A 24,026-nucleotide genomic window follows, 5' to 3' on the forward strand; every position below is an offset into this window, starting at 1 on the left:
CCTATGCCTCCTCCGACAGCGCCGAGTCTCCGAAGAGCGCCTTCTTCGTCTGGTACATCGCCTTGCGAGCCGAGGTGAGGACCTCCAATGGCTGGTTCTTGTCCTCCACCACCGCCTGCAACAGTTTGTAGCCCTGGATGGAGCACGCGCCGCCCAGGCCGTGGATGGCCAGCAGCTTGTCCTCCAGCACGCGCTTCTTGTTGAGCAGCGAGGGCTTCGTCGCGAGCATCTGCTGCATCATCGACAGGGCGCCCGGGGTGCCCGTGGAGCCGATGGCCGCGTACACCGCGGCGCGCTCGTCGGGCGTCTTCTTGTCGAAGCCGGGCTCCCGCACCAGGCGCATCAGGTCCGCGTAGCCCTTGTCGCGGTCGAACTCCGGCAGCAGCTTCGCCGCCAGCATGCGCACCTGGGAGATGGAGTCCGTGAGTGCGTCCATGATGATGCGCCGGGCCTCGCCCGTGCGGCCGCGGCCGATGATGTTGAGCACCTCCAACTTCACCACCAGGTTGGGGCTCTTGAGCACCTGGCCGAACATCTTCACCCGGTCCGGGTGGTTGCTCTTCTCCAGGATGTAGACCATGTCGCGTACTGTCTGCGGCCGCTCTGACATCAGCCGCGCGACGAAGGGCTCGGGCACCTCGCGCGCGAAACCCGCGAGGGCGTCACATAGCAGGGTGCGGTTGTCGGCGACCTCGATGCTCTCCAGCACCGACAGCAGGGGGATGATGGAGTCCCGGTCCAACACCTGGAGGTAGCGCGACACGTCCGCGGGGTTCTTCGGTCGCGTCGACTTGAGCGACTCGCCCACCCGCATCAGTCGCTGCTCCTCGCCCATCTTGTGGAGGAAGTTCTCCAACATCTTCGCCAGGTCCTCGCTGCCTTCGCGCTGGGACAGCGCGCGCAGCTTGAGGACGATCTGGTTGATGGTGCCGAAGTCGTCCTGGAGGAGGAGCATGTCCAGCAACTGCACGAAGATTTCCTCGAGCAGGGACGCGTCATCCACGCCGCCTTCCACCACCTGGAACACGGCGCTCACCAGCTTGGGAAACAGCCGGGAGTTCTCCTCCTCGGAGACTTCGCGCTGCAGCTTCGCCTTCAGCTCGTCCGAGGCATGCCGTCCACCCACCACGAGTCCGCGAATCTGCTCCACGCCGTCCAGCTTGGCGTCCAGGTCCTCCGCGGACACGCGCGCGAAGCGCAGGTAGTCATCCGAGTTCGTCTGCAGGCGCGAGTAGAGGTAGCCCACCACCTTGTCCACCTCGACCTGCACTTCCTCCTCGCTGGCGTTCTCCATGGAGAAGCCTTCCACCACCACGTACTCCACGTGCTCCATGCTCGCGCGCCACAGCTGCGCCAGCACGTCCTCCGCGCCGCGCTCCGGCTCGGACAGGGCGATGAGCGTGAAGGTGGTCAGTTCCTCCACCGTGAGACCCGGGCGGAAGATGAGCTGCCGGATGCCGTCGCGGAAGAACTTGTAGGGCAGCGGGGTGTCCTCGGAGAAGAGCGACTCACCGAGGAGCAGGAAGTTCTGCTGCTCCACCTTCATCGACAGGGGACCGAACTTGTCTGTGTAGGAGGCAATCGACTCGAGCGCCTTCCCGAGGAACTCCGGGAAGCGCGACTCGTTGTGGCGATACATCCCGATCTGCTTGATGCCCTTGAGCAGGTGGAAGGCGAACGTCTTCGCCAATTCAACCTTCTCGCGTGCCTCAGGCGAAAGCTGGGGCTCCGCGCTGGATTCTTGGATGGCTTTAGGGGGGTGGGCCATGCTGTCGCCCAAGCCTAACCCGATTTTGGACGGCGACCCAGGAGACGGCCCGTAGCAGTCTCATGGCTTGGGTGTCGTCCCCGTGACGGGGCATGAGAATGACGGGGATTCCCGGTTGTGTTGCCACATGCGTCATCCGCCGGAACGGGGCGACGTCCATGGCGCGGTTGCTGACGTGCTCGCTGCTGCTGCTTTCGTTGACGGGGTGTTTCCGGATGAGCCTCCGTTCCGGCGCGCCGCGCGGAGGCGCGCCCGAAGAGCAGACCGGCGTGAGCCTGGTCGCCGGGCTGACGACCTCGAATGTGGTGACGCCGGAGTGCCAGCACGGCTTCTCCCGCGTGGATGTGTATTGGCCGTGGTGGGGCCCCGTCGTCTTCGCGGCGACCTTCGGCATCGTCGCGCCGCTGCGCACGGAGTACGTGTGCGCGGAGGCCGCGGAGGCCGCTGGCCTCGTGCCGCCGGAGCCCGTGCCGTCCTCCCACTCGCCGCTCTGAGCGTGACGGCCCGGGTGGGTGCTCGCCGCCTCCTGGACGGGGTTTCAGGAGGCACGCCGCACCCGCCCCGGAAATGAGCGAGGCGGCGAGGATTGCGCCTCGCCGCCCCGGGTGTCTCAGCGGTGTTTCACCTGGCCTCCAGGCGGAGGCCCGGGCACGTGGCCTACGCCTCCTTCTGCGGCGGGGACACGGCGGCGCTCGGGCCCTTGAGGGCGGAGCGCAGCAGGAACAGCGTCAGGCCGGCGAAGAAGAGCAGGCCCCAGAGGTTGGACCACAGCGGGTGGGCGTGCTCGCTCTCGCCTACCATGTTGAGGAAGCTGCCCAGGCCGCCCTGGTTGCCCAGCAGGGCCGGCAGGTTCAGCGCGCGGGTGCCTGCTCCGTCGGTGACGATTTCCAGGAAGGCGATGAGCACGCCCGCGATGGAGCCACCGGCGATGAAGCCGGAGGAGAGCAGGGTGCCCGGCGAGAAGTCGGACTCGCCGCCGCGGATGCGGTCCACGAAGTAGCGCACCATGCCGCCCACGAAGAGCGGCGCGCTGCTGCTGATGGGCAGGTACACGCCCACCGCGAAGGGCAGGGAGGACACGCCGCACAGCTCCAGCATCAGCGCGATGAAGACGCCCAGGAGCACCAGGTCCCACGGCAGCTTCTGGGTGAGGATGCCGTCGATGATGAGCGAGAACAGCTGCGCCTTGGGCGCCGCGTAGCGCGTCAGCTGCTGGCCTTCGTAGACGCTGATGCGGCCGCCGATGCCCGGGTCCACCACGTACTGGATGGTGTCGGACTCATCGAGCAGGTACTTGCCCGCGGGCACCGGCGTTTCCGCGCCGCGCACGTAACCTTCCTTGTACGTGCGCTCCGGTCCGTCCGTGACGGCGCCCAGGTCCGCCACCTTGATGGGGGCGCCGCTGGGAACGTTGAGCGTCACCGCGCCCACGTCCTGCGAGGACACGTCGCGCCAGCTGCGCAGCTCCATCGCGCCGCTCTGCGTGTTCAGCTCGTAGCCCTTCGCCCAGACGGCCTTGCGCAGCGCCGCCTCGTCCAGGCCGCGGGCCGCCATCGTGTCGGCGGAGACGGCCCAGGGGAAGGTGTGCTGGACGCGCGTCTCGTTGGAGAACTCCGTCACCTTCACGCCCGGGTGGGGCTCGGGGATGGTGACGGTGGCGCCGCGGTTGAGCGTCACCAGCACCAGGCCGATGAACATCGCGCTGGTGAGCACACCGACGAACAGCGCCATCTGCTGGCGCCGGGGCGTGCCGCCCACCAGGAAGGCCGTCTTGAGGTCCTGCGCGGTGGTGCCGCCGTTGGACGCGGCGATGCCGACGATGGCCGCCGTGGTGAGGGCCATGAAGCGGTCCTCGGACGACGTCCAGCCCATGAGCAGGTACACGAGGCAGGTGATGAGCAGCGTGGCCACCACCATGCCGGAGATGGGGTTGGACGAGCTGCCAATCTCACCGGTGATGCGCGCGCTCACCGTGACGAAGAAGAAGCCGAAGATGACGATGAGGATGGCGGAGATGAAGTTCACCTCCAGCGGCGGCGCAAGCCAGATGGCCAGCACCAGCAGCGCGCTGCCACCCAGCACCACGGTGATGGGCAGGTCCTGCTCCGTGCGCAGCAACTGCGGCATGGCGCCCTGGCCCCGCGACGCCTTCAGCGACTCCAGGCTGCGCTTGAAGGCCCCGATGATGGTGGGCAGCGAGCGGATGAGGCTGATGAGACCGCCCGTCGCCACGGCGCCCGCGCCGATGTAGAGCACGTACGCATTGCGAATCTGGTCCGGCGACATGTCCCGGATGAGCTGGCCGTTGTGCATCAGCAGCGGCGTCTCCAGCCCGCTGCCGAAGAACGAGATGGCCGGGATGAGGATGAGGTAGCTCAGCACACCACCGGCGAAGGTGATGGCCGCCACGCGGGGGCCGATGATGTAGCCCACGCCCAGGAGCTCCGGGCTCACCTCGGTGGAGAGGGTGGCGCTCTTGAGCCCCTGCAGCGGCGTGCTCAGCACCTCACGGAACAACTTCATGCCGGAGTAGGCGAGCTTGTAGACGCCGCCCACCACGAAGCCGGTGATGACGGTGCGGGCGTTGGTGCCGCCCTGCTCGCCGACGATGAGCACGTCCGCGCTGGCGGTGCCCTCCGGGTAGGGCAGCTTGCCGTGCTCCTGGACGATGAGGCCCTGGCGCAGCGGAATCATCATCAGCACGCCGAGCACGCCGCCCAGCGCCGCCGTGAGGAAGGCGTGGGTGAGGCTGATGTCGTAGCCCAGCAGCAGCAGGGCGGGGAGCGCGGCGGCCACACCGAAGGAGATCGACTCACCGGCCGAGCCCGTCGTCTGGACGATGGTGTTCTCCAGGATGCTGGAGTTGCCCAGGGCCCGGAAGATGGCGATGGAGAGCACCGCGACGGGAATGGACGCGGAGACCGTGAGGCCCACCTTGACGGCCAGGTATACGGACGAGGCGGCGAACACGATGCCCAGCACCGAGCCGAGCACCAGGGCTCGTATCGTCATCTCCGCCGGAGACTTGTCGGGGGGGACGTACGGGGTATGGGCGACTGTCGCGAGCATTTGCGCGATCGGGACGCGATCCTCGGAGATCGGCGGCGAACCGTGGGCCAAGCAGGGGGCTCCTTCGAAGGGAAACCGGCTCTTTCTAGCAGGCCCCCGGCTGGCCGTGAAACAACGCCCTCAAAAGGCAAGCGCCCCCGCCGGTAGGGCGGAGGCGCCTTGATGCGGGCCTGCCCCGGAATGCCGGGACAACTGGCCGGGTCAATCCAGGCTCACTGCTGGGCGGCGACGGCCTCCGGGTCCACCTCGGCCATGAGCGCGGCCAGCTCCGACTTGAGCTTGTCCTTGGCGCGAATCTCCAGTTGGCGGGCGCGCTCGCGCGAGAAGCCGAAGTGCTCACCCAGCTCCTTGAGCGTCATGGGGCGCTCGTTCATGACGCGTTGCTCGATGATGAAGCGCTCACGCGGGTCCAGGCGCATCAGCGCGGTACGGACGCGGGCGTTGATGAGGCCTGCCTCCTCCTTGTCCGCGAACTCGTCGTCCTGCGGGGCCGCGGCGCTCACCACGAAGTCCACGTGGCTGTTGCCGCCGTCCTCGCCCATGGGCGCGTCCAGCGACAGGTCACGGCCACCCATGCGTTGCTCCATCTCCCGCACCTCGCCCGGCTTCACGTGGAGCCTGCGGGCGATGTCATCCACGTTCACCGCCGCGTCACCGCTGCCGAACTTCTCCAGCTCGCGGCGCGTGCGGGCCAGACTGAAGAACAGCTTCCGCTGCGCCTGGGTGGTCCCCAGCTTCACGAGCGACCAGCTCTTGAGGATGTAGTTCTGGATGTACGCGCGAATCCACCACACCGCGTAGGAGATGAGGCGGATGCCCTTGTCCGGATCGAACTTCTGCACGGCCTTCATCAGGCCGATGTTCCCCTCCTGGATGAGGTCGGACATCTTGATGCCGTAGGAGCGGTACTCATAGGCGACCTTCACCACGAAGCGCAGGTTGGCCGTCACCATCCGGTGCCCGGCCGCCAGGTCGCCCTTGAGGAAGCGGCGAGCAAGCTCCTGCTCCTCCTCCACCTTGAGGAGGGAGTAGTGGTTGATCTCCGAGAGGTACATCGCCAGGGAGCCGGAGTTGGACGACTGCTCGGTGGATGCCTGCATGAATGATTTCTCCGACGGTGAGCCTCGCGGTGAGGCTGGGATGGATGGATTTCGTCTGACGACGTGACGAAGGGAGCTTGAGCAACAGAAATGCCAACCTGCCCCGAAGGGCCATTCCCAATGTCTGCGAGGGGTTGGCGTGCTCCAGCGGCGTGTACAGCGCCGCAATCCTGTAACCGTTACGTTGCACCGGCATGAATCGCCGGATGCGCTAGCTGTAGGAGATTCAGAACTGTTCGCATTCAAGCCTCCCGGGGGCTGCGCAGGGCCGTGCTCCCAGTGAGGGCGCGGCCATTGGAGCGATGCCCGTCACACGACGTGGCCGCCCCGCGGGAAAAGGCGTAACGACGCCTCAGGCCGCTGACACACCCGGGCCGCCGGCACGCGCGGTGAGCGGCCTGGCGGTCAGGCGCGAGGACCGAGGTCTGGGTGTCAGGAAGCGCGCGCTTGGGGCGGGCGAGTGCCCTCGCTGGCGACGCGCTGGGACTCCGTGAGAACAGCGCGTCTCAAGTCCGTCAGCAGCCGCGCAGCCTCTCCCTGCTGGAGCGGGCGACCGCCGAAGCGGGCTTCCAGGTAGCGCCGGGCGACGGGCGCCAGGGCGGGGGACAGCGGGTGCCGCTCCCGGGCAAGCCGAGCGTCCAGTGCTTCCAGTGTCTCCCCGTCGACGCGTGTGATTCGCGCGGAGGCGAGCTGCGCCTCCACCGCGTCCGCGAAGCGCGTGGCCTCCAACGGCCGCTCACGCGACAGGAACTGCGTCAGCAACCGCCAGGCGGTATAGGCCGCGGCGGCGGCGAGCAGCGCGGCACCAAAGGCCCGGGGGGGCGGCGCGCGGCTGGGCGGCTCGTCCTTCTTCGGGACCTCGTGCGAGCGAGTGAGCGAGCGGACGACCGTCAGCTGATCGCGGAAGTTGTAGTCCAGGACGACGTCACGCCACTGCGACTCCACGACTTCATAGAAGTTGATGAGCTGCTCCAGCAGGCGAGGGGACTGGTTCGCGCGGTGGGCCGGCGGCGTCGCGTCCACGGTGATGAAGCCGCGCCCCGGCACCAGCACGTGCGTCCAGGCATGCGCATCACCCGCGCGGACCACGTAGCCGCCCGTCACGCGCTCGCCGCCGAAGAAGCCGGTGGCCAGCCGCGCCCGCATGCCCTGGGTGCGCAGCATCAACGTGAGCGCGGTGGCGAAGTGCTCGCAGTGGCCCTGCTTGCGCTGGAAGAGGAAGTCGGCGACCGGGTCCGGCACGTCGCCGCTCAACTCCAGCGTGTAGCTGTATTCGCGTTGCAGCCACGCGGACAGCTTCCGCGCGGCGGCCAGCGGGTCGCGTTCGCCATTCAGCACCCGCGCGGCGGTCTGGCCAACGCGGACGTCCAGTCCCTCCGGCAGCGACAGCAGCGCATCCTGCTCCTCCGGGGGCAGGTCCTGGACGTCGTCGCCGCTGGCACCGGGCGGGAGGCTGTAGGCCTCATAGGAATACGAGATGCCGGAGTCGCGGAAGCGCACCTCGCCGCCGCCCAGTTCGTGGATTTGCGTGCGCCGGGAGCCCACCTGCGTGTTGGCCACGGCGTTGCCCAGCCGCGAGGGCGTCTCCAGCGCCACCAGCGTGCGCGCGCCGTACGCGGGCATCAGCTCCACGCGCTGATGGATCAGGTTCTCCCGGCCCGGCCGCAGCGTCGTCATGGACTCGGAGCCGTCGCTGGTGGCGCGCGCGTTGGACCACTCCATGCCGTCGAAGACGTCATAGGTGCGGCCCACCCAGTACGCGTCGAGCGCTTCCTTCTCCGGGTCCGGGGACAGGGTGGCGCGCAGCACGATGCGCGGGTTGCCCTTGATGGTGCCCGCGCCGCCCAGGCGCACGGTGTTGGAGAAGCCCGCGGTGGCCACGCCCAGGCCGGGCGAGGCGCTGGGGCCAATCATGTTCCAGTTGAGGCGAGGGAAGAGGATGAAGAAGGCCACCGCGCCCAGCACGGCGAAGCCCACGCCCGTGGCCAGCGGGCCCATCACCGCGCGCACCGGCACCGGCTCGCCTTCGGGGACCGCGGACTCCACCACGCCCAGCGCCAGGGCGATGCTGGCCAGCACGCCGAAGGCAATCAGGAAGAGGCCGTAGACGAGCTCGCCAGAGAGCGCCGCGCCGCCCGCCACCATCAACAGGCCGGACAGGTGGACCTGGCCGTCGGTGGCCGCGTCCGGCGTGGACAGCAGCCGCTGCGCGGAGATGAGGCCCGCGAAGGCACAGGCCGCCACCACCAGATTGAGCGAGCCCGCGAGCACGTTCGTGCCCAGCGTCAGCGCCACGGCCAGCAGCAGCAGCGCGGTGAGCGTCACCCGGTTGGCGAAGGGCCGCCGCCCCGCAAGCGCGACCACCAGGGCCACGCCGTAGAGGACCAGCGACCAGATGGGGAGCTGGCCCGACACCGCCATGGAAGCGAAGGCGAACCCGGAGCCCAGGTCTCGCAGCACCAGCCTCAGCCGCGTGCCCTTCCTCATGCCGCCTCCTCGTCACCGCGAGGGCGCTCGTGCCCCAGCCACGCCAGCGCCCGCAGGAGGCGCCGCTCCTGGGCCATGCCCGCAGCGGGCCGGATGCGCTCCTCCGGCGTGTCCAGGCCCACCTCGTGACCTTCCTCGATGAGCCGGCGGGCAAGCGCTGCCACTTCCTCGCAGCGGCGCTCGAGCGCCTCCGCGTCGAGCCCGTCCGCTACCGTCAGCACGAAGGTGCGCCGCTCCTCGCGTTCGCGCTCCACCCGCAGCAACTTCCCGGCGGAGGCGCTCTTGAGCCAGTGGATGCGCCGCGCGTCCTCACCCGGCGCAAGCTCCCGCAGGCCGCTCAGGTCCCCGTTGCCGTCATTGCGGTGGGGATTGCCCGCGTCGCCCACGGGGCCTTGCTCCGGCGCGCCCGGGTCCTGACAGGCGTAGGTCCGCCGCGGGTAGATGAGCAGCGTGCTCTCCAGCGGAAAGGTGCGTGTCTTGGCGAACAGCCCCAGCGGCCAGGTGGTGGTGACGCGCACGCCCGTGAGCCGCACGGGACCTCGCTGAGGCGCGGAGAGGTCCGCTCGCACGACGTGGTCCACACCCGTGGGCAGGTAACCCACGCCGCCCGCACCGGTGAGCGGCGAGTCCGCCTCCGACAGCGTGAGGGCGAAGGCGTGGCCCTGTCCGCGGGAGATGGCCCACCGGAAGGTGAAGGGCTCCTGGGCGAAGGCCGCGTCCGCGCCCACGCGCCGCACCGACAGGTAGCGCAGGCAGCGCTCGGACAGGACGCCCGACACCACCACCATGCTCAGCAGCAGGCCCAGCAGCAGGTAGAGGAGGTTGTTGCCGGTGTTGAGGGCGCCCAGGCCCACGCCGAACGTCACCACCAGATAGGTGCGTCCGATGCGCGTCACCTTGAGGGTGCGCGGCGGGCGGAGCCGCGAGCGAACCCGGGCCCACCATGACGGCAGCCGGGGCTTCACCGGGGTGCCGGGACCTTTCGGGCAATCTCCTCCAGCAGGTGCGCCGCCTCGTCGCGCGCGGACACGCCCTGCACGGCGCTGCGCAGCAGGATGCGGTGGGCCCAGCAGGGCACCAGCACCGCGTGGACGTCGCCGGGCGTGGCGAAGTCCCGGGCGTCCCACAGCGCGTTGGCCCGTGCGGCCGCGCCCAGCGCCAGCACCGCGCGGGTGGAGGCGCCTCGCTCCAGGTCACCGTGCGAGCGCGTGGCCGTGGCCAGCCGCACCACGTAGTCCGCCACCGACGCGTCCAACCGCAGCGCCGCGGCGAACGAGCGCAGCGCCGCCAGCTCCTCGGGCCCGGAGACGGTCTCCACCGCGTCCAGGGGCGGCGTGCCGTCGCGGGTGACGAGCAGCCCGGCCTCCACCTCCGGCGTCGGGTGGCCCAGGGACATGCGGACCATGAAGCGGTCCAGCTGCGAGTCCGGCAGCGGGTAGGTGCCGGAGAAGTCCACCGGGTTCTGCGTGGCCACCACCGTGAAGGGCGCGGGCAGCGCGTGCGTGGCGCCGTCCAGGGAGACCTGCCCCTGGGCCATGGCCTCCAGCAGCGCGGACTGGGTGCGTGGCGGGGCGCGGTTCAGCTCATCCGCCAGCACCAGCTGCCGGAAGAGGGGACCGGGACGGAACTGGAAGGTGGCCGTCTGCGCGTGGAAGACCTGGGCGCCCAGCACGTCGGCGGGCATCAGGTCCGCGGTGAACTGGACGCGGGCGAAGCTCAGGCCGCAGGCCTTGGCCATGGCCTCGGCGAGCGTCGTCTTGCCCACGCCCGGGACGTCCTCCAGCAGCACATGGCCGCCGGCGACCAGGGACGTCACCACGAGCTGGAGTTGGGAGGATTTTCCCTGCACCGCGCGGCCCAGCTGGGTGGCGATGCGTTCCATCGCCGAGCGCGCGTTTGCGAGGGAAGGCACCGGGGAGAGGGCGCGGGCAGGCTGGTTCATCTGCCGCCACTGTAGCCGACTCCCTCGATTGCCAACACGCCTCGCGTCCGGGCTTGCTCCGCGGACGCTCCCTCCCTCCCGAGGCGGCGAAGCGCCTACGCCAGGAAGACGTCCTCGGGCGTGTAGTAGGCAGGGCGCGGCGACGTCCCTGTGCCCACACCGAAGTACCGGAACATCCGCTCGTGGTGGGTGGCCAGGCCGCGCAGCTGGACGGGGCGCTCCACCAGGCCTCGTGTCAGGACTCCCACGGCGCTGTCCTTGAACTCCCGCAGGTGGGCGAAGTCCAGGACGACCTCACACCCACTCAGGGCGCTCAGCGAGGTCCGGACCTCTTCTGCCGTCTTGCCGTCCAGCGTGCCTTCCAGTCGCAGCGTCACGGAACCTGCGGACTCCTCACGATGGATTTGTAGCCCCGACATTGCTGTGCTCTCCAAGTTGGCGCGGAGCCCTGGTTGGAGCGTCATCGCTCCAGTCCTTCCACGGAGGACCCGTGGGGTTCTCCCGCCCGGCGCACAGTGCACATGGTCCGCGGGTTTGGTTACCCCCCACATCGCAACTTTCTCGCGACTGTCGTGCAGCCGTCGCAAGGCTTGTTGCTCAGCGCTCAGCTCTTCTGGCCATGCGCCTTCTGGGCCTCTCGCAGTGTGAGCTGCTTCTCCTGCGCGGCCTTCAGCTTGCGGAATTCCTTCACGACCTTGGCGGGGTAGCCGGCCATGAACTTCGTGCGCGCTTCCTTCTTGGCCAGGATGCGGCGGGCCAGCCCGGGGCCGGCGTTGTAGGCGACCAGGGCCTTCTCCACGGTGCCGAAGCGCTGGATGAGGTCCGCCAGGTACGCGGTCCCCAGCTCCACGTTGGTCTCCGAGTCGAAGAGGTTGCTGGTGCGGCCCAGCCGCCGGCCGGCCTTGTCCGCCAGCCAGGTTCCAGTGTCCGGCATCACCTGCATCAGGCCCATGGCCCCTACGTGGGACACCGCGTAGTTGTTGAAGGAGCTCTCGCAGCGGATCACCGCCACCACCAGGAGCGGGTCGACGTTGTTGCGAGCCGCCTCGCGGACGATGGCCACCGCCAGCCGGCGCTGCTGCCGGGCGGGGAGGCCAGAGGCCTTCACCATCTCCGTGATGCCCAGGGCTTCGGCCTCGGCGTAGTGGGCCTCATCCTCGTAGAGGTGCAGCTTCGCCAGGGTCGCCTTCAGCTCGGCGTCGCGCTCGGCCAGCTTTGCGCGCAGCTCCGTCACCTCCGGCCCCTCGCCCTGGGCACCTTCCGGCACCTGCACCGGAAACGCGACCGCCGCCGTCCCCGTCCCCACCCACCAAGCCGCCGCCACCGCCACCGTCCAGCCCCTCATCCCACCCCTCCCGGCGCCGCCGTGCCGCTCGCGCCCCGTGCGCTCATACGGATGTACAGACCTGCCGACGGAGCAACGCCTAAGCAGCCCGCGTGCCAGAGGTCGCACGCGGCGTGTCTCTCCTTAAGAGCGCCAACGAATTTGCCGTTACTGGCGCGCTGGATTCCCCGGCGGATCTGAAAAAATGCCCGGGTGGAGAAGTGCCGTTCCCAACGGGAGACTGTGAAAAGGACCGGGTTGCCCGTCCGGGTTCCTGTTCCTAGGTTTGCCCGCGCCAGGCTGTGGTGCGTGTGGAGGTGCGGCGTGTACTGGACGATGGGAATCATCCTGTTGGTGTTGTGGGGGCTGGGGCTGACCACCGGCTCCACCGAGGGTTACTGGGTCCACCTGCTGCTGCTGTTCGCGATGGTGGCGCTCCTGCTGGCGGTGGTGTCTCAGGGCCGTCGGGCGGCCTCGGCGTGAGGCGCGGGGCGCCGGAGGTGACGGGGGTAGAGCTGCCCCGGGACTCCGTGGGCTTCACGCGCCGCGAGTGCCCGGAGTGTCAGCGGCCGTTCAAGACGCGTCCGGGGCCCATGGACTCGCGCGCGGTGCTGCACAAGCTCCTGGGCTTCTTCCCCTTCGAGAATGCCCACGAGTGCGTGGAGGGCATTCCCGTCTGGGGCTGCCCGTACTGCGGCTACCGCGCGGAAGCGGACGCCTTTCTCACGCCCGCCCAGCAGGGGCACCTGGAGGCCGTGGCGCGCGCCTGGGCCAACCACGTGCGGTACGAGCAGCTGGCGCACGTGGCGCGCACGCTGTCCGTCAACCCCAGGCCGACGTTCGTGGCGGTGGAGCCGGAGGCCCTGCCGGGCCCCATGGAGCCGGAGCCGGACGAGCTGCTGCGCGTCATGCCCATGCTCTGCTGTGGCGAAGAGGTGAAGGTGGTCTGGGAGTGGGACCAGGCACTCCACTGCTTCTCCTGCGGCGCGCGGCATGATCCGATGAGCGGCCGCCAGCAGGTGGAGCTGCGCTTCGTCTCGGAGTAGCGCCCGGGGTGGACGCGGGCGGGCGGTGACGGCAGGCTGGAGGGGACATGACGTGGGTCTCCCCCCGGGCCATGCTCGCGTGCCTGCTCTTGGCCGCGGGCGCCGCCGCCGCGCACGACGCCGACATCCTTTATGTAGAAGCGCACCGCGCCCGGCCCGAGGCGCCCGAGGTCCGTCAGATTCTGACGATGACGCCGGAGACGCTGGCCTTGCTCCTGGCCGACGCGGATGGGGGCTCGCTCCTCACGCGGAATGGACTGGACGCGCGTCGTGACGCCATCGCCACGGGCATCTGGGATGCGATGCCGCTGGCTTCCGGAGGCTTGCCGTGCGTGCGGACCGCGCACGCCGCGGCGCCGAGGCAGTCCTTCGTGGAACTCTCCGCCACCTTCACGTGCCCGCCGGGTGGAATGCGCCAGCGCTTCCTGGTGCTGACGCGGCTGCCGGCGGAGTACCGGGTGATCCTGGGCAGCGTGAGGGAAGGGGAGGTTCCAGGCGCCGTGTTCGCGGATGCCACGCGGCCGGAAGTGGACGTCCCGGAAGGCGGACGCGGCACGCCGCTGCTGAGCCGCTTCGCGGGCTGGGTGGGCCTGGGCATGCGCCACATCTTCGAGGGCGTGGACCACCTGGCCTTCCTGCTGGCCGTGCTGCTGGTGGGGGGCGGCTGGAAGCGGGTGTTGTTGCTGGTGACGTCCTTCACGGTGGCGCACTCGCTGACGCTGGGGGCCGCCGCGCTGGGCTGGGTGGTGTTGGACGGAGCCCAGGCCCGGTGGGTGGAGGCCGCCATCGCCGCGTCCATCATCTATGTGGCGGTGGAGAACCTGGTGCTGCGCGAGCACCGGCACCGGGTGCTCGTCACCTTCCTCTTCGGGCTGATCCACGGCTTCGGCTTCGCGGGCGTGCTGGCCGGCTACGGCCTGGGCGAGTCCGTGGTGACGGCGCTGCTGGGCTTCAACGTCGGCGTGGAATTGGGCCAGGCGGTGGTGGTGGCGGTGCTGCTGCCCGTCCTCCGCATGGTCCAGCGCCGTCCGGCTTTGCACACGAGGGCCGTGAGGGGACTGTCCATCGGAATCCTCGCGGCTGGTGGGTACTGGATGGTTGAACGCGCCCTCGGTTGAATCCCGCGCGAGGCGTTCCTACGTTGGCGGATTGAAGGTAGGGAACAGGGGGACGTCAATGGGTGCGAGGCATACCCGGTTGGCCGCGGCGCTGGCCGCCGCGTGGGAGGCGGAGGTCGTCTCCGCCCGGCGGATGACGGCGCTGGCGGAGCGAATCGCGGATGCGAGGGTCCGGGCACGGCTGATGGTGTTGGCCGCGTTCTGCCGGGCTCACGCGTCGCGATTGCTCGCACGGCTGGCCGCGCTGGGCCGAGGTCCACTGCCGGTTCCTCCCGAGGACATCGAGCTGGATTCGGATACGTTGCTGGAACTGCGCCGGGAGGGGGCCTTCGCCCGCGCGTCGGCCGCCCGCTACGAGACGACCGCGGAGCTGGCCCGTCAGCAGGCGGACCTCTCCTCCGCGTGGGTCTGCGAGCTGAACCGCACCGAGGAGCAGGACCGCTCCCGGGAGCTGCTGTCCCTGGCCGAAGGGGCCCTGGGGCCCGTGGTCCACGCCGACGCGCCGGCCAGCGCCGTCCCGGGTGACTCCTGAGGGAATGACACGGGTTTCTCGCTCTGCCGGTGACAGTTACCGAGCATTGGGCGTAGAAATCCGTTCATGGCGAAGGAGAGCTACAACGATCTCATCTTCCAGCTGGGCGATCTGGCTCGGGACAGGTTGCCGGGCAAGCCCACCTGTCCTCGTTCCATGGACCGCGTCTACCGCGCCGAAGAGGCCGTGGTGGCGCGCCGGGATGAACTGGCGGCGCTCGAGCAGGAGATGAACGACGAGGACGCGGCGTATTCGGACTTTCTCGCCGTGCAGGACGAGGAGCGGGCGAAGCACGCCGTCATCGTCAAGAAGTGGAAGAAGGCGGTGGACGCCATCGACGGCAAGGTGAAGGAGCTGCGCAAGACGCTCGCGTCTCGCAAGGCCGAACAGCGCTACGCCGAGGATGGTCTGGTCAAGCTCGAGAAGAAGATCAGCGACATGGAGCTGACCGGCGAGCCGCCCGACAAGATCGAACTGGCCCGCGGCAACCTCAAGAAGAACCGGCTCCAGCAGATGCGGCTCGGCCGGCAACTGGAGGATCTGGAGTCCAACCTGGCCACCGCCCTCACGCCCGTGCCCGGTCAGCCCGGCGCGGCCGGCATCCTGGCGCACAAGCGCATGCTGGAGATGGAGGACGAGGCGGAGGAGCGGAAGCTCGACCACGAGCACCGCATGGCGGAGATCGACCAGGCAATCGCCGCCAAGGAGGAACAGGTCCAGGCCTCGGAGGATTATCTGGATCAGGCACTGTTCCTTCTGGGCGAAGACGTGTATGCACAGCGCATCAACGATGCGCAGCTCGCACCGTTCTACCCGCGGTTGGATCGCGCGCAGTGAGAGAGGCACCCGCCCGTAGTGCTTGACGGCGGGGACCTGTCTGCTACATTGCGCCGCTTCCTGGCGACCGCGGGGACGCGTGCAGTCCAGGTCATTGAACTTATTGGGTTTTTCCGCGCCACCAGCGCGCTGGCAGTGAGGACGACGTGAAGGGTCTGATTGGCAAGAAGATCGGCATGACCCAGGTGTTCAACGATGAGGGCAACCTCATCCCGGTCACGGTGATCGACGTGGGCACCTGCCAGGTCGTTGGCAAGCGCACCCCGGAGAAGGACAGCTACTCCGCGGTGACTCTGGGCTTTGGTGAGATCCGCGAGAAGATTCTCAACCTGGCCGAGCGCGGCTTCTTCAAGAAGGCCAACGCGCCTTACCGCCGCCACCTGAAGGAGTTCCGCGTTACGCCGGAGGAGGCTGCTTCCTTCAACGTGGGCGACGCCGTCAAGGCGGACATGTTCACCAAGGGCGAGCTGGTCGACGTGACCGGCATTACCAAGGGCCGCGGTTTCGCCGGCGTCATGCGCCGCTGGAACTTCAAGGGTTCGCAGACGAAGACGCACGGTACGCACGAGTACCAGCGTCACCCGGGCGCCATCGGTCAGCGTAAGACGCCGGGCCGCGTGTACCCGAACAAGAAGATGCCCGGTCACTACGGCGTGGATCAGGTCACCACCCAGAACCTGACCGTGGTGGACGTGGACGTGGAGAAGGGCCTGGTGCTCGTGAAGGGTGCCGTCGCCGGCCACAACAACGGCGTCGTCTACATCCGCCCCAGCATCAAGGTGGCCATGCGCGCGCAGCACAAGGCCGCGCGCGGCGCGTAGTTCGCTGCTGAGCGTCTGAACGCTCGAAGCGCCCCGCTTCCGGGCCCGATTCGTCGGGCATCCGGGCGGGGCGTTTGTCTTGCGGGGCAGGGTGGCGTGCGGTTTCCGCGGGTGGGCAGGTGTCTGCCCCGCGTGACGACCCGCCTGCTTGCTTCATCACGTCCCGTGCCGCGGGATGCCCCGGAAACGTTGACCGGTGGGCGTCCGGTGGGGACGACCGTGAAAAGAATTCCGACTCCAGGCCATCTCGGCTTGTCGGTCGTGGAAGCCGTGCGCACATCCAGGCCCCACGAAGGAGTCTGAGCGTCAGGTGACGCGGACTCCGTGGCTCGGGGAGTTCCTTGCACTCCCGCTCATGGCGGCCCACCCCACGGGCCGGGCAGGATTATGATCGCACGCACGCTCTGCGTCTTTGCTTCGTTGGCCGTCTCGCTGGCGGCACCGGTTGCCGCGGCACAGGACGACGAGAACGTCCTGGACAACGTCGTCGTCCGCAACCGGCTGTACGAGCCGGGCGGCAAGTTGGAGGTGTCCTTCGGGGTCGGTCTGCCGCTGCAGACGCACCTGACGGCGCACTACGTCTTCAACGCCGGCGTGGCCTACAACCTCTTCGACACCTTCGCGGTGGAGGCACGGGCCGGCTACGCGGCCAGCCGTCACACGGGCCTGGCGCGTTCCATCTCCGAAAGCTTCCTCAACCGCGAGGACAAGCGCGTCACCGACGAGCTGGAAGACCTCTGGCAGATGAACGTGCACGGGGTGGCGGGTGTCCGCTGGGCGCCCATCTACGGGAAGCTCAGCCTGCTGTCGGACCTGCCAGCCCACTTCCAGGCCTACGTCTGGGCGGGCGGGGGCCTCGCCTCGCTCAAGCGCAACTCCGTGATCCAGTGCGCGCAGGTGGTGAACCGCGAGCTGGGCATCTGCGACAACCGCACGTCGGTGGATGATCGCGGGTCGGCCACCCAGAACTTCTGGGTGAGTGAGTCGCGGGTCGCCCCGGTGGTGTCGGCGGCGGTGGGCTTCCGCTTCTTCATCCTGGACAAGCACGGCGTGCGCCTGGAGCTGCGCGACTGGGTCTTCCGGGACAACTACCGCGTCAACCTGGTGCGCGATGCGTGGGAGGCGGGGCAGGCGACGGGTGAGCCCGCGCGCAGCCCTGGCCTCACGCACCTGATGCAGTTCGACCTTGGCTACACCTTCTCCTTCTAGGTCCACCTGACTATGCGACCGTTCCTGTCCCTCGCGCTCCTTGTCGCCACGGCCACGCAGGCCGCGCCACGCGTCCCGGCTCCGGCCTTCGCGCTGGCGCAGGTCCAGCAAGTGCCCGCGCCCGGTGCGGAGACGTCCGTGCCGCCACCATCCACGCAGTCCCAGTCGCTTCCGGAGGCCCCTGTCGGGCCCTCGTCCCGGCCCGAGCCGCTGGTGCCCGCCGAAGCGACGGAAGCGTCCGCGCCGCCCGCGGGTGTCCGCCCCAACTCGGCCCCGGCGCATGGCACCGACGAGGTGCCCGCGAGCGAGCCTTCCCGTGTTGACGACACCGCGCCGGTGCCCGCCGCCGAGCCCACGCCCACCGTGGAGACGGACTCTGCTCCCGCGACGACGGGCATGGCCGGGCAGGAGGCGCCGCCGGCTCCCGATGATGCGCCGGTGCTGGCGTCCGACCTGGGCTCCGATGCGCCGCGCACCACGGATGCGCAGCAGCAGCGACTGGTGAACGGAGCGCCGCTCTACAACCCCAACGTGTCGGTGCACATCGTCCAGAAGAAGCGCTTCGCGGACGAGGGCCGTCACGAGCTGACGGTGTACCCGGCCACGGTGCAGGTGAACGGGAAGTACACCCACCACGTGGGCACGGCGGCGCACTACACCTATCACCTGCAGGAGAACTTCGCCCTCCAGGTGATGGGCCAGTACAACTGGCACTCGAACGAGAGCGCCTTCAACATGGAGCTCATCGACAAGGTCCGTGAGCAGGCGCAGGCGGCCTCGTCGCTGCTCCTGGTGTGGGGCGCCCATGCGGGCGTGGAGGTGACGCCGCTCTACGGCAAGTTCGCCTTCCTCAACAACTCGCTCGCGCAGTTCAGCGTGGTGCTCAGTGGCGGCGCGGGCATCGGCTCCACGCGCCACCTCATCCGCCCCGAGGTGACGAACGATGTAGAGGGCGAGTCGTTCCGGGTGCCCGCGCGCTTCGGTGACACGGGCACCAAGTTCATGGGCTCGGTGGGTGGCGGCTTCCGGCTCCAGTTCGGCGAGTCGTACGCGCTGCGCGTGGAGGTGAGGGACCTCATCTACACCGCGCGCGTGGACCGGGTGGATGGCTGCAACCTGGCGGACTTCGAGGCGCTCGAGGCGGCGCGTTCCACCAACCAGTCCTTCGCCTCGCTGAACCTGAGCGGCGGCTGCCGCTACGAGAAGTTCGACGGCATCGACCCGAAGACGAAGAAGAACTACCGCGAGGACATCATCCTGGGCCGCGACCTGGTGGCCGAGCCGTCCTCGGACGTCCTCAACAACGTGAGCTTCTACGCCGGCTTCTCTGTCCTCTTCTGATGCGCAGGAAGGCCCGAACCGCCATGAAACGACTGCTCAGCCTCTTCGTCGCCCTGGCGCCGCTCGCGGTGTCCGCCCAGCCTGATTCGGGTGGCTACAACCGCGCGCTGGCCGCCTTCAACGCCGGTGACATGGACACCGCCGCGCCCCTCTTCTTCGAACTCGCGGAGAGCACCTCCGACGCGGAGGTGAAGGGCAAGGCGGAGTACTTTCTCGGACAGGCCCTGGCCCAGAAGGGCCTGCCCGTGGCCGCCTTCATCGCCTATGCGGCCATCGTCAACGCCGGGCCCTCGCACCCCTCGTATCTCAAGGCGGTGGAGGGGCTGGTGGACATGCAGCAGCAACTGGATGAGCACAACCTCATCCCCAGCATCCTCAACCAGGCCTACACCGACGAGGTGCGCGACCGCTGGGTGACGCTGCCCAAGGAAGTGCTCGCGCGCATCAACTACCTGGTGGGCACGGTGAGCCAGCGCAAGAGCCGCTTCGAGGAAGCGCGCTCGCTGCTGGAGGCGGTCCCCCAGGACAGCCGCGTGTACGCGAAGTCGCGCTACCTGCTCGGCGTGGTGCTGGCGGACCCGCGCTTCCCGGGCCGTCCCGGCGAGTCCACCGGGTTGGACAAGGACGCGCTGGCCGCCTTCAACGCGGTGCTGGCCGCGAAGGAGGGGCAGCTGGACCTGCGCGCCACGCAGCACCTGGCGCTCCTCGCCCTGGGCCGGCTCCATTACCGCCGCGGCGAGTACGCCAACGCTAGCGCCGCCTATGAGCGAGTGCCGCGCTACTCGCGCTACTGGGACCAGGCCCTCTTCGAGAACGGCTTCGCGCGCTTCCAGAACGAGGACTTCGGTGGCGCGCTCGGCAGCCTCCAGGCGCTGCACGCGCCGCAGTTCGCCGGGGCCTTCCAGCCCGAGTCGTGGATCCTGAAATCGACTGTCTATTACTACTCGTGTCTCTACGACGAGGTGAAGACGACGCTGGCGGCCTTCGACGAACTCTACGGCCCCATGGAGAAGCAACTGGAGCCCTTCACCGGGGAGGACGTGCCGCTGGTGCAGTCCTTCAATCTGGTGGCGGCGGAGAACCGCCGGCTGCCGCGCCCGGTGTACCTGTGGCTGCGCAACAACGAGCGCATCCGCGAGGTGATGCGGATGCTGGAGCGCGTGGACAACGAGAAGCGTGCGCTGACGAACGGACGCTGGCGCGGCACGCCGCTGGCGGCGCAGTCCACCGCGTCGCTCGAGGAGGTGCGCGGGACGCTGCTGCAGGTGGGCGGAACGCTGGCGCAGAGCCGCATCCGTGAGGCAGCGGACAATCTGCGGACCTTCTCCGACCAGGCGGAAATCATCCGCGTGCAGACGGCATTGGATGAGAAGGATTTGCTGCAGGCCGGCGTGGACCAGAAGGCGCTGCTGACGCGGCAGTCGCTGTATCGCCCGAAGATGCCAGGCGCGGCCTGGAACTACTGGAAGTTCCAGGGCGAGTTCTGGATCGACGAGATTGGTTATTACCAATACACGCTGAAGCGCGGCTGTCCGACGAAGACCGCTGAACAGCAGCCGTAGGTTCACGAGCGCCGCTGTCACGCATGCACGTACCTTGAGGGGCCGGCTCCACGCGACACCGCGTGGAAGCGGCCCCTTCGTCGTTGTTGACAGTGCGCAAGCACCGTTCCACCGCCACTTCTCAATCCAGAAGTGCGCATCTACTTTCCGTCGTCCCTCGTCAGTGGGTGCTGGATTGCCCGCATGCCGGGTCGGCTTCACGGCAGGAGCTCGCATGAAGGTGGTTCTTCGTTTCGGTGCGCTGGCGGTGGGCGCGGTGCTCATCACTAGCGGGGTGGGAGAGGCGGCGGAAACGCAGGCCCGCAAGGGGGGGAAGAAGCCCGCCGCGGCGTCCGCGTCGAAGACCTCCGGTGCGTCCAGCAAGGCGGGCGGGAAGAAGAAGTCCGCGAAGGCCCAGGTTGACCGCAAGGCAGGGGAGAAGGCGCCGCCGCCGGGTGTCGCGCCGGAGGACGTGCGGCAGGGGCCCGCGCGTGTTCAGCCCGCGTCGGCGAAGTTCGCGGAGCTGCCCCGCATCCCGGACGCCAAGCGGGACGCGCTGGCGGACAAGAAGCGCGACGAGGCCATCGCCGCCTTCAAGCGCCTCATCCCCAAGCTGCGGGACGGCAATCCGCAGAAGGCGGAGATGCTCTACCGCCTGTCGGAGCTCTACTGGGAGAAGTCCAAGTACCTCTACCAGCTGGAGATGACGCGCTTCCTCGCGGCGGAGAAGGAATACGACGCGGCCGTGGCGCGCGGCGAGAAGGTGGAGCCGCCCCAGAAGAACCACGCGGACAGCGAGCGCTACCGCACCGAGACGATGGACATCTACGAGGACATCCTCCGCGCGTACCCGGACTATCCGCAGCGCGACGAGGTCCTCTTCTCCATGGGGTACAACTACTACGAGCTGGGACGCCGCGAGGACGCGGTGGCCCGCTACGAGGAGTTGATCCGCGACTTCCCCAAGTCGCAGTTCGTGCCGGACGCGTACATCCAGCTCGGCAACCACTACTTCGAGAACAACAAGCTCATCCCCGCCAAGGCGAACTACGAGAAGGCGCGGGACTCGCGCGTGCCGAAGATCTACGGCTACGCCGTCTACAAGCTGTCCTGGTGTGACTTCAACACCGGCGACTACGAGCCCGGCCTGAAGAAGCTCCACGAGGTGGTGGACTACGCCGCGAAGAGCCCCGAGCTGGGTGACCTGCGCACCGAGGCGCTCAACGACCTGACGGTCTTCTACGTCCAGTTGGATCAGCCGAAGGAAGCCATCGCCTACTTCAAGGAGAAGGCGCCGGCGCAGCGCGTGGGCCGCCTGCTGGCCAAGACGGCCGCGGGCCTGGTGGACGCGGGCCACTTCGACAGCGCCATCCTCACGTACCGCACGCTCGTGGACGACGCGCCCATGGGCGCCAACGCGCCGGAGTACCAGCAGGCCATCGTCCGCGCCCACGAGGGCCTCCGCCAGCGCCAGCTGGTCCGCAAGGAAATGAAGCGGATGGTGGACCTCTACAGCCCCGGTGGCGAGTGGTGGAAGGCCAACGAGGGCAAGACGACCGTCCTGCGCAATGCCTTCAACGTCACCGAAGAGGCCATGCGCGTCATGGTCACCGAGTACCACCAGGAGGCGCAGAAGACGCGCCAGGTGGAGACCTACCGGCTGGCGCGTGACATCTACAAGCAGTACGTGGAGGCGTTCGCCTCCAACGCGAACCCGGACTTCGTGGCGGACTCCGCCTTCAACCTCCGCTTCTTCTACGCGGAAATCCTCTGGGCCCTGGAGGAGTGGGAAGCGGCCGCGGCCGAGTACGACGCCGTGGTGGCCTTCAAGATTCCGGACCGCGACACAGCGCGCGAGGTCTCCAACGAGACGTACCGCAAGAGCGCTGCGTACAACGCCATCCTCGCCTACGACAAGCTGGTGAAGATCGAGCGCGGCCAGCTCGCCAGGAGCGACCTGCGTGACGGCCAGAAGGTCGACGAGAAGAAGGACAAGGGCGACGTCACCAAGCAGAAGATCGTCAAGCGCGACGCGAAGGACCGCCAGGAGGAGGCGCTCACGAAGTTCGAGGACCGGCTGGTCGCCGCGTGCGACGTCTACGTGAAGCTGTATCCGAACACGCAGGACGAAATCGACCTGCGCTACCAGGCCGCCGTCACCCTCTATGACCGCAGCCACTTCGTGGACGCGGCCCGGCGCTTCGGCGAAATCATCGAGAAGTTCCCAGAGGAGCGCCGCTCGCGCGACGCGGCCGACCTCACCATGTATGTGCTGGAGAGCCGCGAGGAGTGGCTTGAGCTGAACACGCTGTCGAAGAAGTTCCTGGAGAACAAGAAGCTGTCCAAGCCCGGAACGGACTTCGCCGTGCGCGTCAGCCGCGTCGTCGAAGGCAGCCAGTACAAGTGGGTGGACGAAGTCGTCTACAAGAAGGAGAAGAACCCGAAGAAGGCCGCCGAGGAGTTCCTCCGCTTCGTGTCGGACTTCCCCAAGTCGGAGAACGCGGACCGCGCGCTCACCTACGCGATGGTCATCGCGCAGGAGGCGGGCGAAATCGACAAGGGCTTGGCCGCGGGCGAGCGGTTCCTCAAGGAGTACCCGCGCAGCCCCTTCGAGCTGAAGGCGCGTTACTCGCTGGCGGGCCTCTACGAGAAGGTCGCTGAGTACCGAAAGGCCGCCGTCATGGCGGAGTCCTTCGTGGCCAGCTACGACGCCGCGATGAAGGTGGACGACGCCAACGGCAAGCGCAAGGCGACGAAGACGGCCGCCAAGGCGGCTGTCGCTCCGGGCGCCGAGGACGCGGAGTCCAAGCGCGAGCGGAAGGCCGCCGAGCGCAAGGCGCTGCTGGAGGAGGCCGACGCCTGGGTGGCGGATGCGCAGTTCAACGCGGGCGTCTGGTGGGAAGGCGCGGGCGAGCCACAGAAGGCCGTGGCCGCCTACAACTCCTACGTGTCCCGCTTCAAGGACCGCAAGGACGTGCCGCAGGTGGCCTTCGCGGCGGCGCTCGCGTGGGAGAAGGAGAAGCGGTGGAGCGAGGCGGCCCGGGCCTTCGGCGTCTTCGCGGAGACGTACGGCCGGGACTCGCGCTCCAGCTCCGCGCAGGTGTACCAGGCCCGCTACCACGAGCTGCTGGCGTACGAACAATTGAAGAACGCGCGCGAACAGGAGCGCGTGCAGGGCGAACTGGTGCGGGCCTGGAACCGGTTGCCGGAGAGCGCGCGCAAGGACACGGCGGTCCTCAATGCCTACGGCCATGCGCGCTTCCTGTCGCTGGAGCCGGCGTGGAAGCGCTACACGGGCATCCGCTTCTCGCGGGTGAGCACCATCCGCCGGGACCTGGCGGCGAAGCAGAAGGAGATCCAGCGGCTGGAGAAGGAGTACCTCGCGGTGCTGTCCACCGGCTCCGGTGACTGGGGCATCGCGGCGCTCACGCGCATCGGCCTGGCCTATGCCGACTTCGCGCGCAACATCATGGACTCGCCGGACCCGTCCGGGCTCGACGAGGAGCAGCTCGCCATGTACCGCGGCGAGCTGGAGAACCTGGCGCTGCCGCTGGAGGACAAGGCCTCCGAGGCCCTGGAGAAGGCGCTGGAGAAGGCCTACGAGCTGGGCGTCTACAGCCCGTGGACCCTGGCCGCGCAGGACCAGGTGAACCGCCTGCGTCCGGGGGCCTACGCGCAGGTGCGGCAGGTGAACTACCGCGGCAGCGACACGCTCGTCCGGTCGGACCTGGTGCGCGTGCTGGAAGGCGCCACCGCGACGACGCCGGTCCCGGCGGATTCCTCGAAGCCCTCGGATGGCGAGGCGCAGGCACCCACGGCGGCGCGCGGGGAGGTGCTGCGATGAAGCCGTTTCGCATCGATTCCTTTCAGGTTGGGGCGGGGAAGACGCAG

Annotated in this window: 19 protein-coding genes; 11 read left to right on the plus strand and 8 right to left on the minus strand. The window is 68.6% G+C overall.

What is annotated here, in order from left to right; all coding sequences use genetic code 11:
- Position 1 precedes the first annotated feature (1 nt).
- Positions 2-1,768 carry a HEAT repeat domain-containing protein gene (locus OZ403_RS17255; RefSeq protein WP_268784629.1) on the minus strand — a complete coding sequence of 589 codons (1,767 nt, stop codon included), beginning with the start codon at positions 1,766-1,768 and terminating at the stop codon, positions 2-4.
- Between the two features lie 158 nt (positions 1,769-1,926).
- On the opposite strand from OZ403_RS17255, the gene OZ403_RS17260 reads away from it, so the two are divergent.
- On the plus strand, positions 1,927-2,262 hold the full coding sequence (locus OZ403_RS17260; protein WP_140791240.1) for a hypothetical protein: 336 nt from the start codon (positions 1,927-1,929) through the stop codon (positions 2,260-2,262).
- 163 nt (positions 2,263-2,425) lie between these two features.
- Here the strand turns inward: OZ403_RS17260 and OZ403_RS17265 are convergent, their stop codons facing one another.
- From OZ403_RS17265 to OZ403_RS17295, 7 genes are all read right to left on the minus strand, one after another.
- Positions 2,426-4,888, minus strand: coding sequence for an OPT family oligopeptide transporter (locus OZ403_RS17265; RefSeq protein ID WP_140791242.1), 2,463 nt, complete (start codon positions 4,886-4,888; stop codon positions 2,426-2,428).
- Between the two features lie 161 nt (positions 4,889-5,049).
- Positions 5,050-5,937: an RNA polymerase factor sigma-32 gene (locus OZ403_RS17270; RefSeq protein ID WP_020478755.1), complete on the minus strand. Its 888-nt coding sequence runs from the start codon at positions 5,935-5,937 to the stop codon at positions 5,050-5,052.
- Between the two features lie 432 nt (positions 5,938-6,369).
- The gene (locus OZ403_RS17275; RefSeq protein ID WP_268784630.1) at positions 6,370-8,424 is read right to left on the minus strand and encodes a transglutaminase TgpA family protein; all 2,055 of its coding nucleotides are present in this window, start codon (positions 8,422-8,424) and stop codon (positions 6,370-6,372) included.
- The gene (locus OZ403_RS17280) at positions 8,421-9,389 is read right to left on the minus strand and encodes a DUF58 domain-containing protein (RefSeq protein WP_268784631.1); all 969 of its coding nucleotides are present in this window, start codon (positions 9,387-9,389) and stop codon (positions 8,421-8,423) included. Before OZ403_RS17280 ends, OZ403_RS17275 begins: the two co-directional genes overlap by 4 nt.
- On the minus strand, positions 9,386-10,366 hold the full coding sequence (locus tag OZ403_RS17285; RefSeq protein ID WP_140854613.1) for an AAA family ATPase: 981 nt from the start codon (positions 10,364-10,366) through the stop codon (positions 9,386-9,388). The genes OZ403_RS17280 and OZ403_RS17285 overlap by 4 nt, the downstream gene beginning before the upstream one ends.
- A gap of 95 nt (positions 10,367-10,461) precedes the next feature.
- Positions 10,462-10,785 carry an STAS domain-containing protein gene (locus OZ403_RS17290; RefSeq protein ID WP_020478756.1) on the minus strand — a complete coding sequence of 108 codons (324 nt, stop codon included), beginning with the start codon at positions 10,783-10,785 and terminating at the stop codon, positions 10,462-10,464.
- Positions 10,786-10,970: 185 nt separating this feature from the next.
- Entirely contained in the window at positions 10,971-11,711 is a 741-nt protein-coding gene (locus tag OZ403_RS17295) for a lytic transglycosylase domain-containing protein (protein ID WP_268784632.1), read from the minus strand.
- 303 nt (positions 11,712-12,014) lie between these two features.
- Between OZ403_RS17295 and OZ403_RS17300 the strand changes: the two genes are divergently transcribed.
- The 10 genes from OZ403_RS17300 to OZ403_RS17345 all read left to right on the plus strand — a co-directional run bounded on the left by OZ403_RS17300 (position 12,015) and on the right by OZ403_RS17345 (position 23,979).
- Positions 12,015-12,173 (plus strand): lmo0937 family membrane protein, encoded by a 159-nt coding sequence (locus tag OZ403_RS17300; RefSeq protein WP_020478757.1) that lies wholly within the window; start codon positions 12,015-12,017, stop codon positions 12,171-12,173.
- Positions 12,170-12,736 (plus strand): hypothetical protein, encoded by a 567-nt coding sequence (locus OZ403_RS17305; RefSeq protein WP_140791252.1) that lies wholly within the window; start codon positions 12,170-12,172, stop codon positions 12,734-12,736. The genes OZ403_RS17300 and OZ403_RS17305 overlap by 4 nt, the downstream gene beginning before the upstream one ends.
- Positions 12,737-12,783: 47 nt before the next feature.
- Complete coding sequence (locus tag OZ403_RS17310) at positions 12,784-13,854, plus strand: HupE/UreJ family protein (RefSeq protein WP_140791254.1); 1,071 nt, start codon at positions 12,784-12,786, stop codon at positions 13,852-13,854.
- A 58-nt stretch (positions 13,855-13,912) separates the two neighbouring features.
- On the plus strand, positions 13,913-14,386 hold the full coding sequence (locus tag OZ403_RS17315; protein WP_140791256.1) for a hypothetical protein: 474 nt from the start codon (positions 13,913-13,915) through the stop codon (positions 14,384-14,386).
- A 66-nt stretch (positions 14,387-14,452) separates the two neighbouring features.
- Positions 14,453-15,223, plus strand: coding sequence for a hypothetical protein (locus tag OZ403_RS17320; RefSeq protein WP_140791258.1), 771 nt, complete (start codon positions 14,453-14,455; stop codon positions 15,221-15,223).
- 146 nt (positions 15,224-15,369) lie between these two features.
- Positions 15,370-16,044, plus strand: a complete 675-nt coding sequence (rplC, locus tag OZ403_RS17325; protein ID WP_268784633.1) for a 50S ribosomal protein L3 — start codon at positions 15,370-15,372, stop codon at positions 16,042-16,044.
- Positions 16,045-16,431: 387 nt separating this feature from the next.
- Entirely contained in the window at positions 16,432-17,253 is an 822-nt protein-coding gene (locus OZ403_RS17330) for an outer membrane beta-barrel domain-containing protein (RefSeq protein WP_268784634.1), read from the plus strand.
- Positions 17,254-17,265: 12 nt separating this feature from the next.
- Positions 17,266-18,594, plus strand: coding sequence for an outer membrane beta-barrel domain-containing protein (locus OZ403_RS17335; RefSeq protein WP_140854617.1), 1,329 nt, complete (start codon positions 17,266-17,268; stop codon positions 18,592-18,594).
- A gap of 23 nt (positions 18,595-18,617) precedes the next feature.
- Complete coding sequence (locus tag OZ403_RS17340) at positions 18,618-20,156, plus strand: tetratricopeptide repeat protein (RefSeq protein WP_268784635.1); 1,539 nt, start codon at positions 18,618-18,620, stop codon at positions 20,154-20,156.
- Between the two features lie 214 nt (positions 20,157-20,370).
- The gene (locus OZ403_RS17345) at positions 20,371-23,979 is read left to right on the plus strand and encodes a tetratricopeptide repeat protein (protein WP_268784636.1); all 3,609 of its coding nucleotides are present in this window, start codon (positions 20,371-20,373) and stop codon (positions 23,977-23,979) included.
- Positions 23,980-24,026 lie beyond the last annotated feature (47 nt).

The organism is Myxococcus sp. NMCA1 (assembly GCF_026810205.1).
GTDB lineage: Bacteria > Myxococcota > Myxococcia > Myxococcales > Myxococcaceae > Myxococcus > Myxococcus xanthus_A.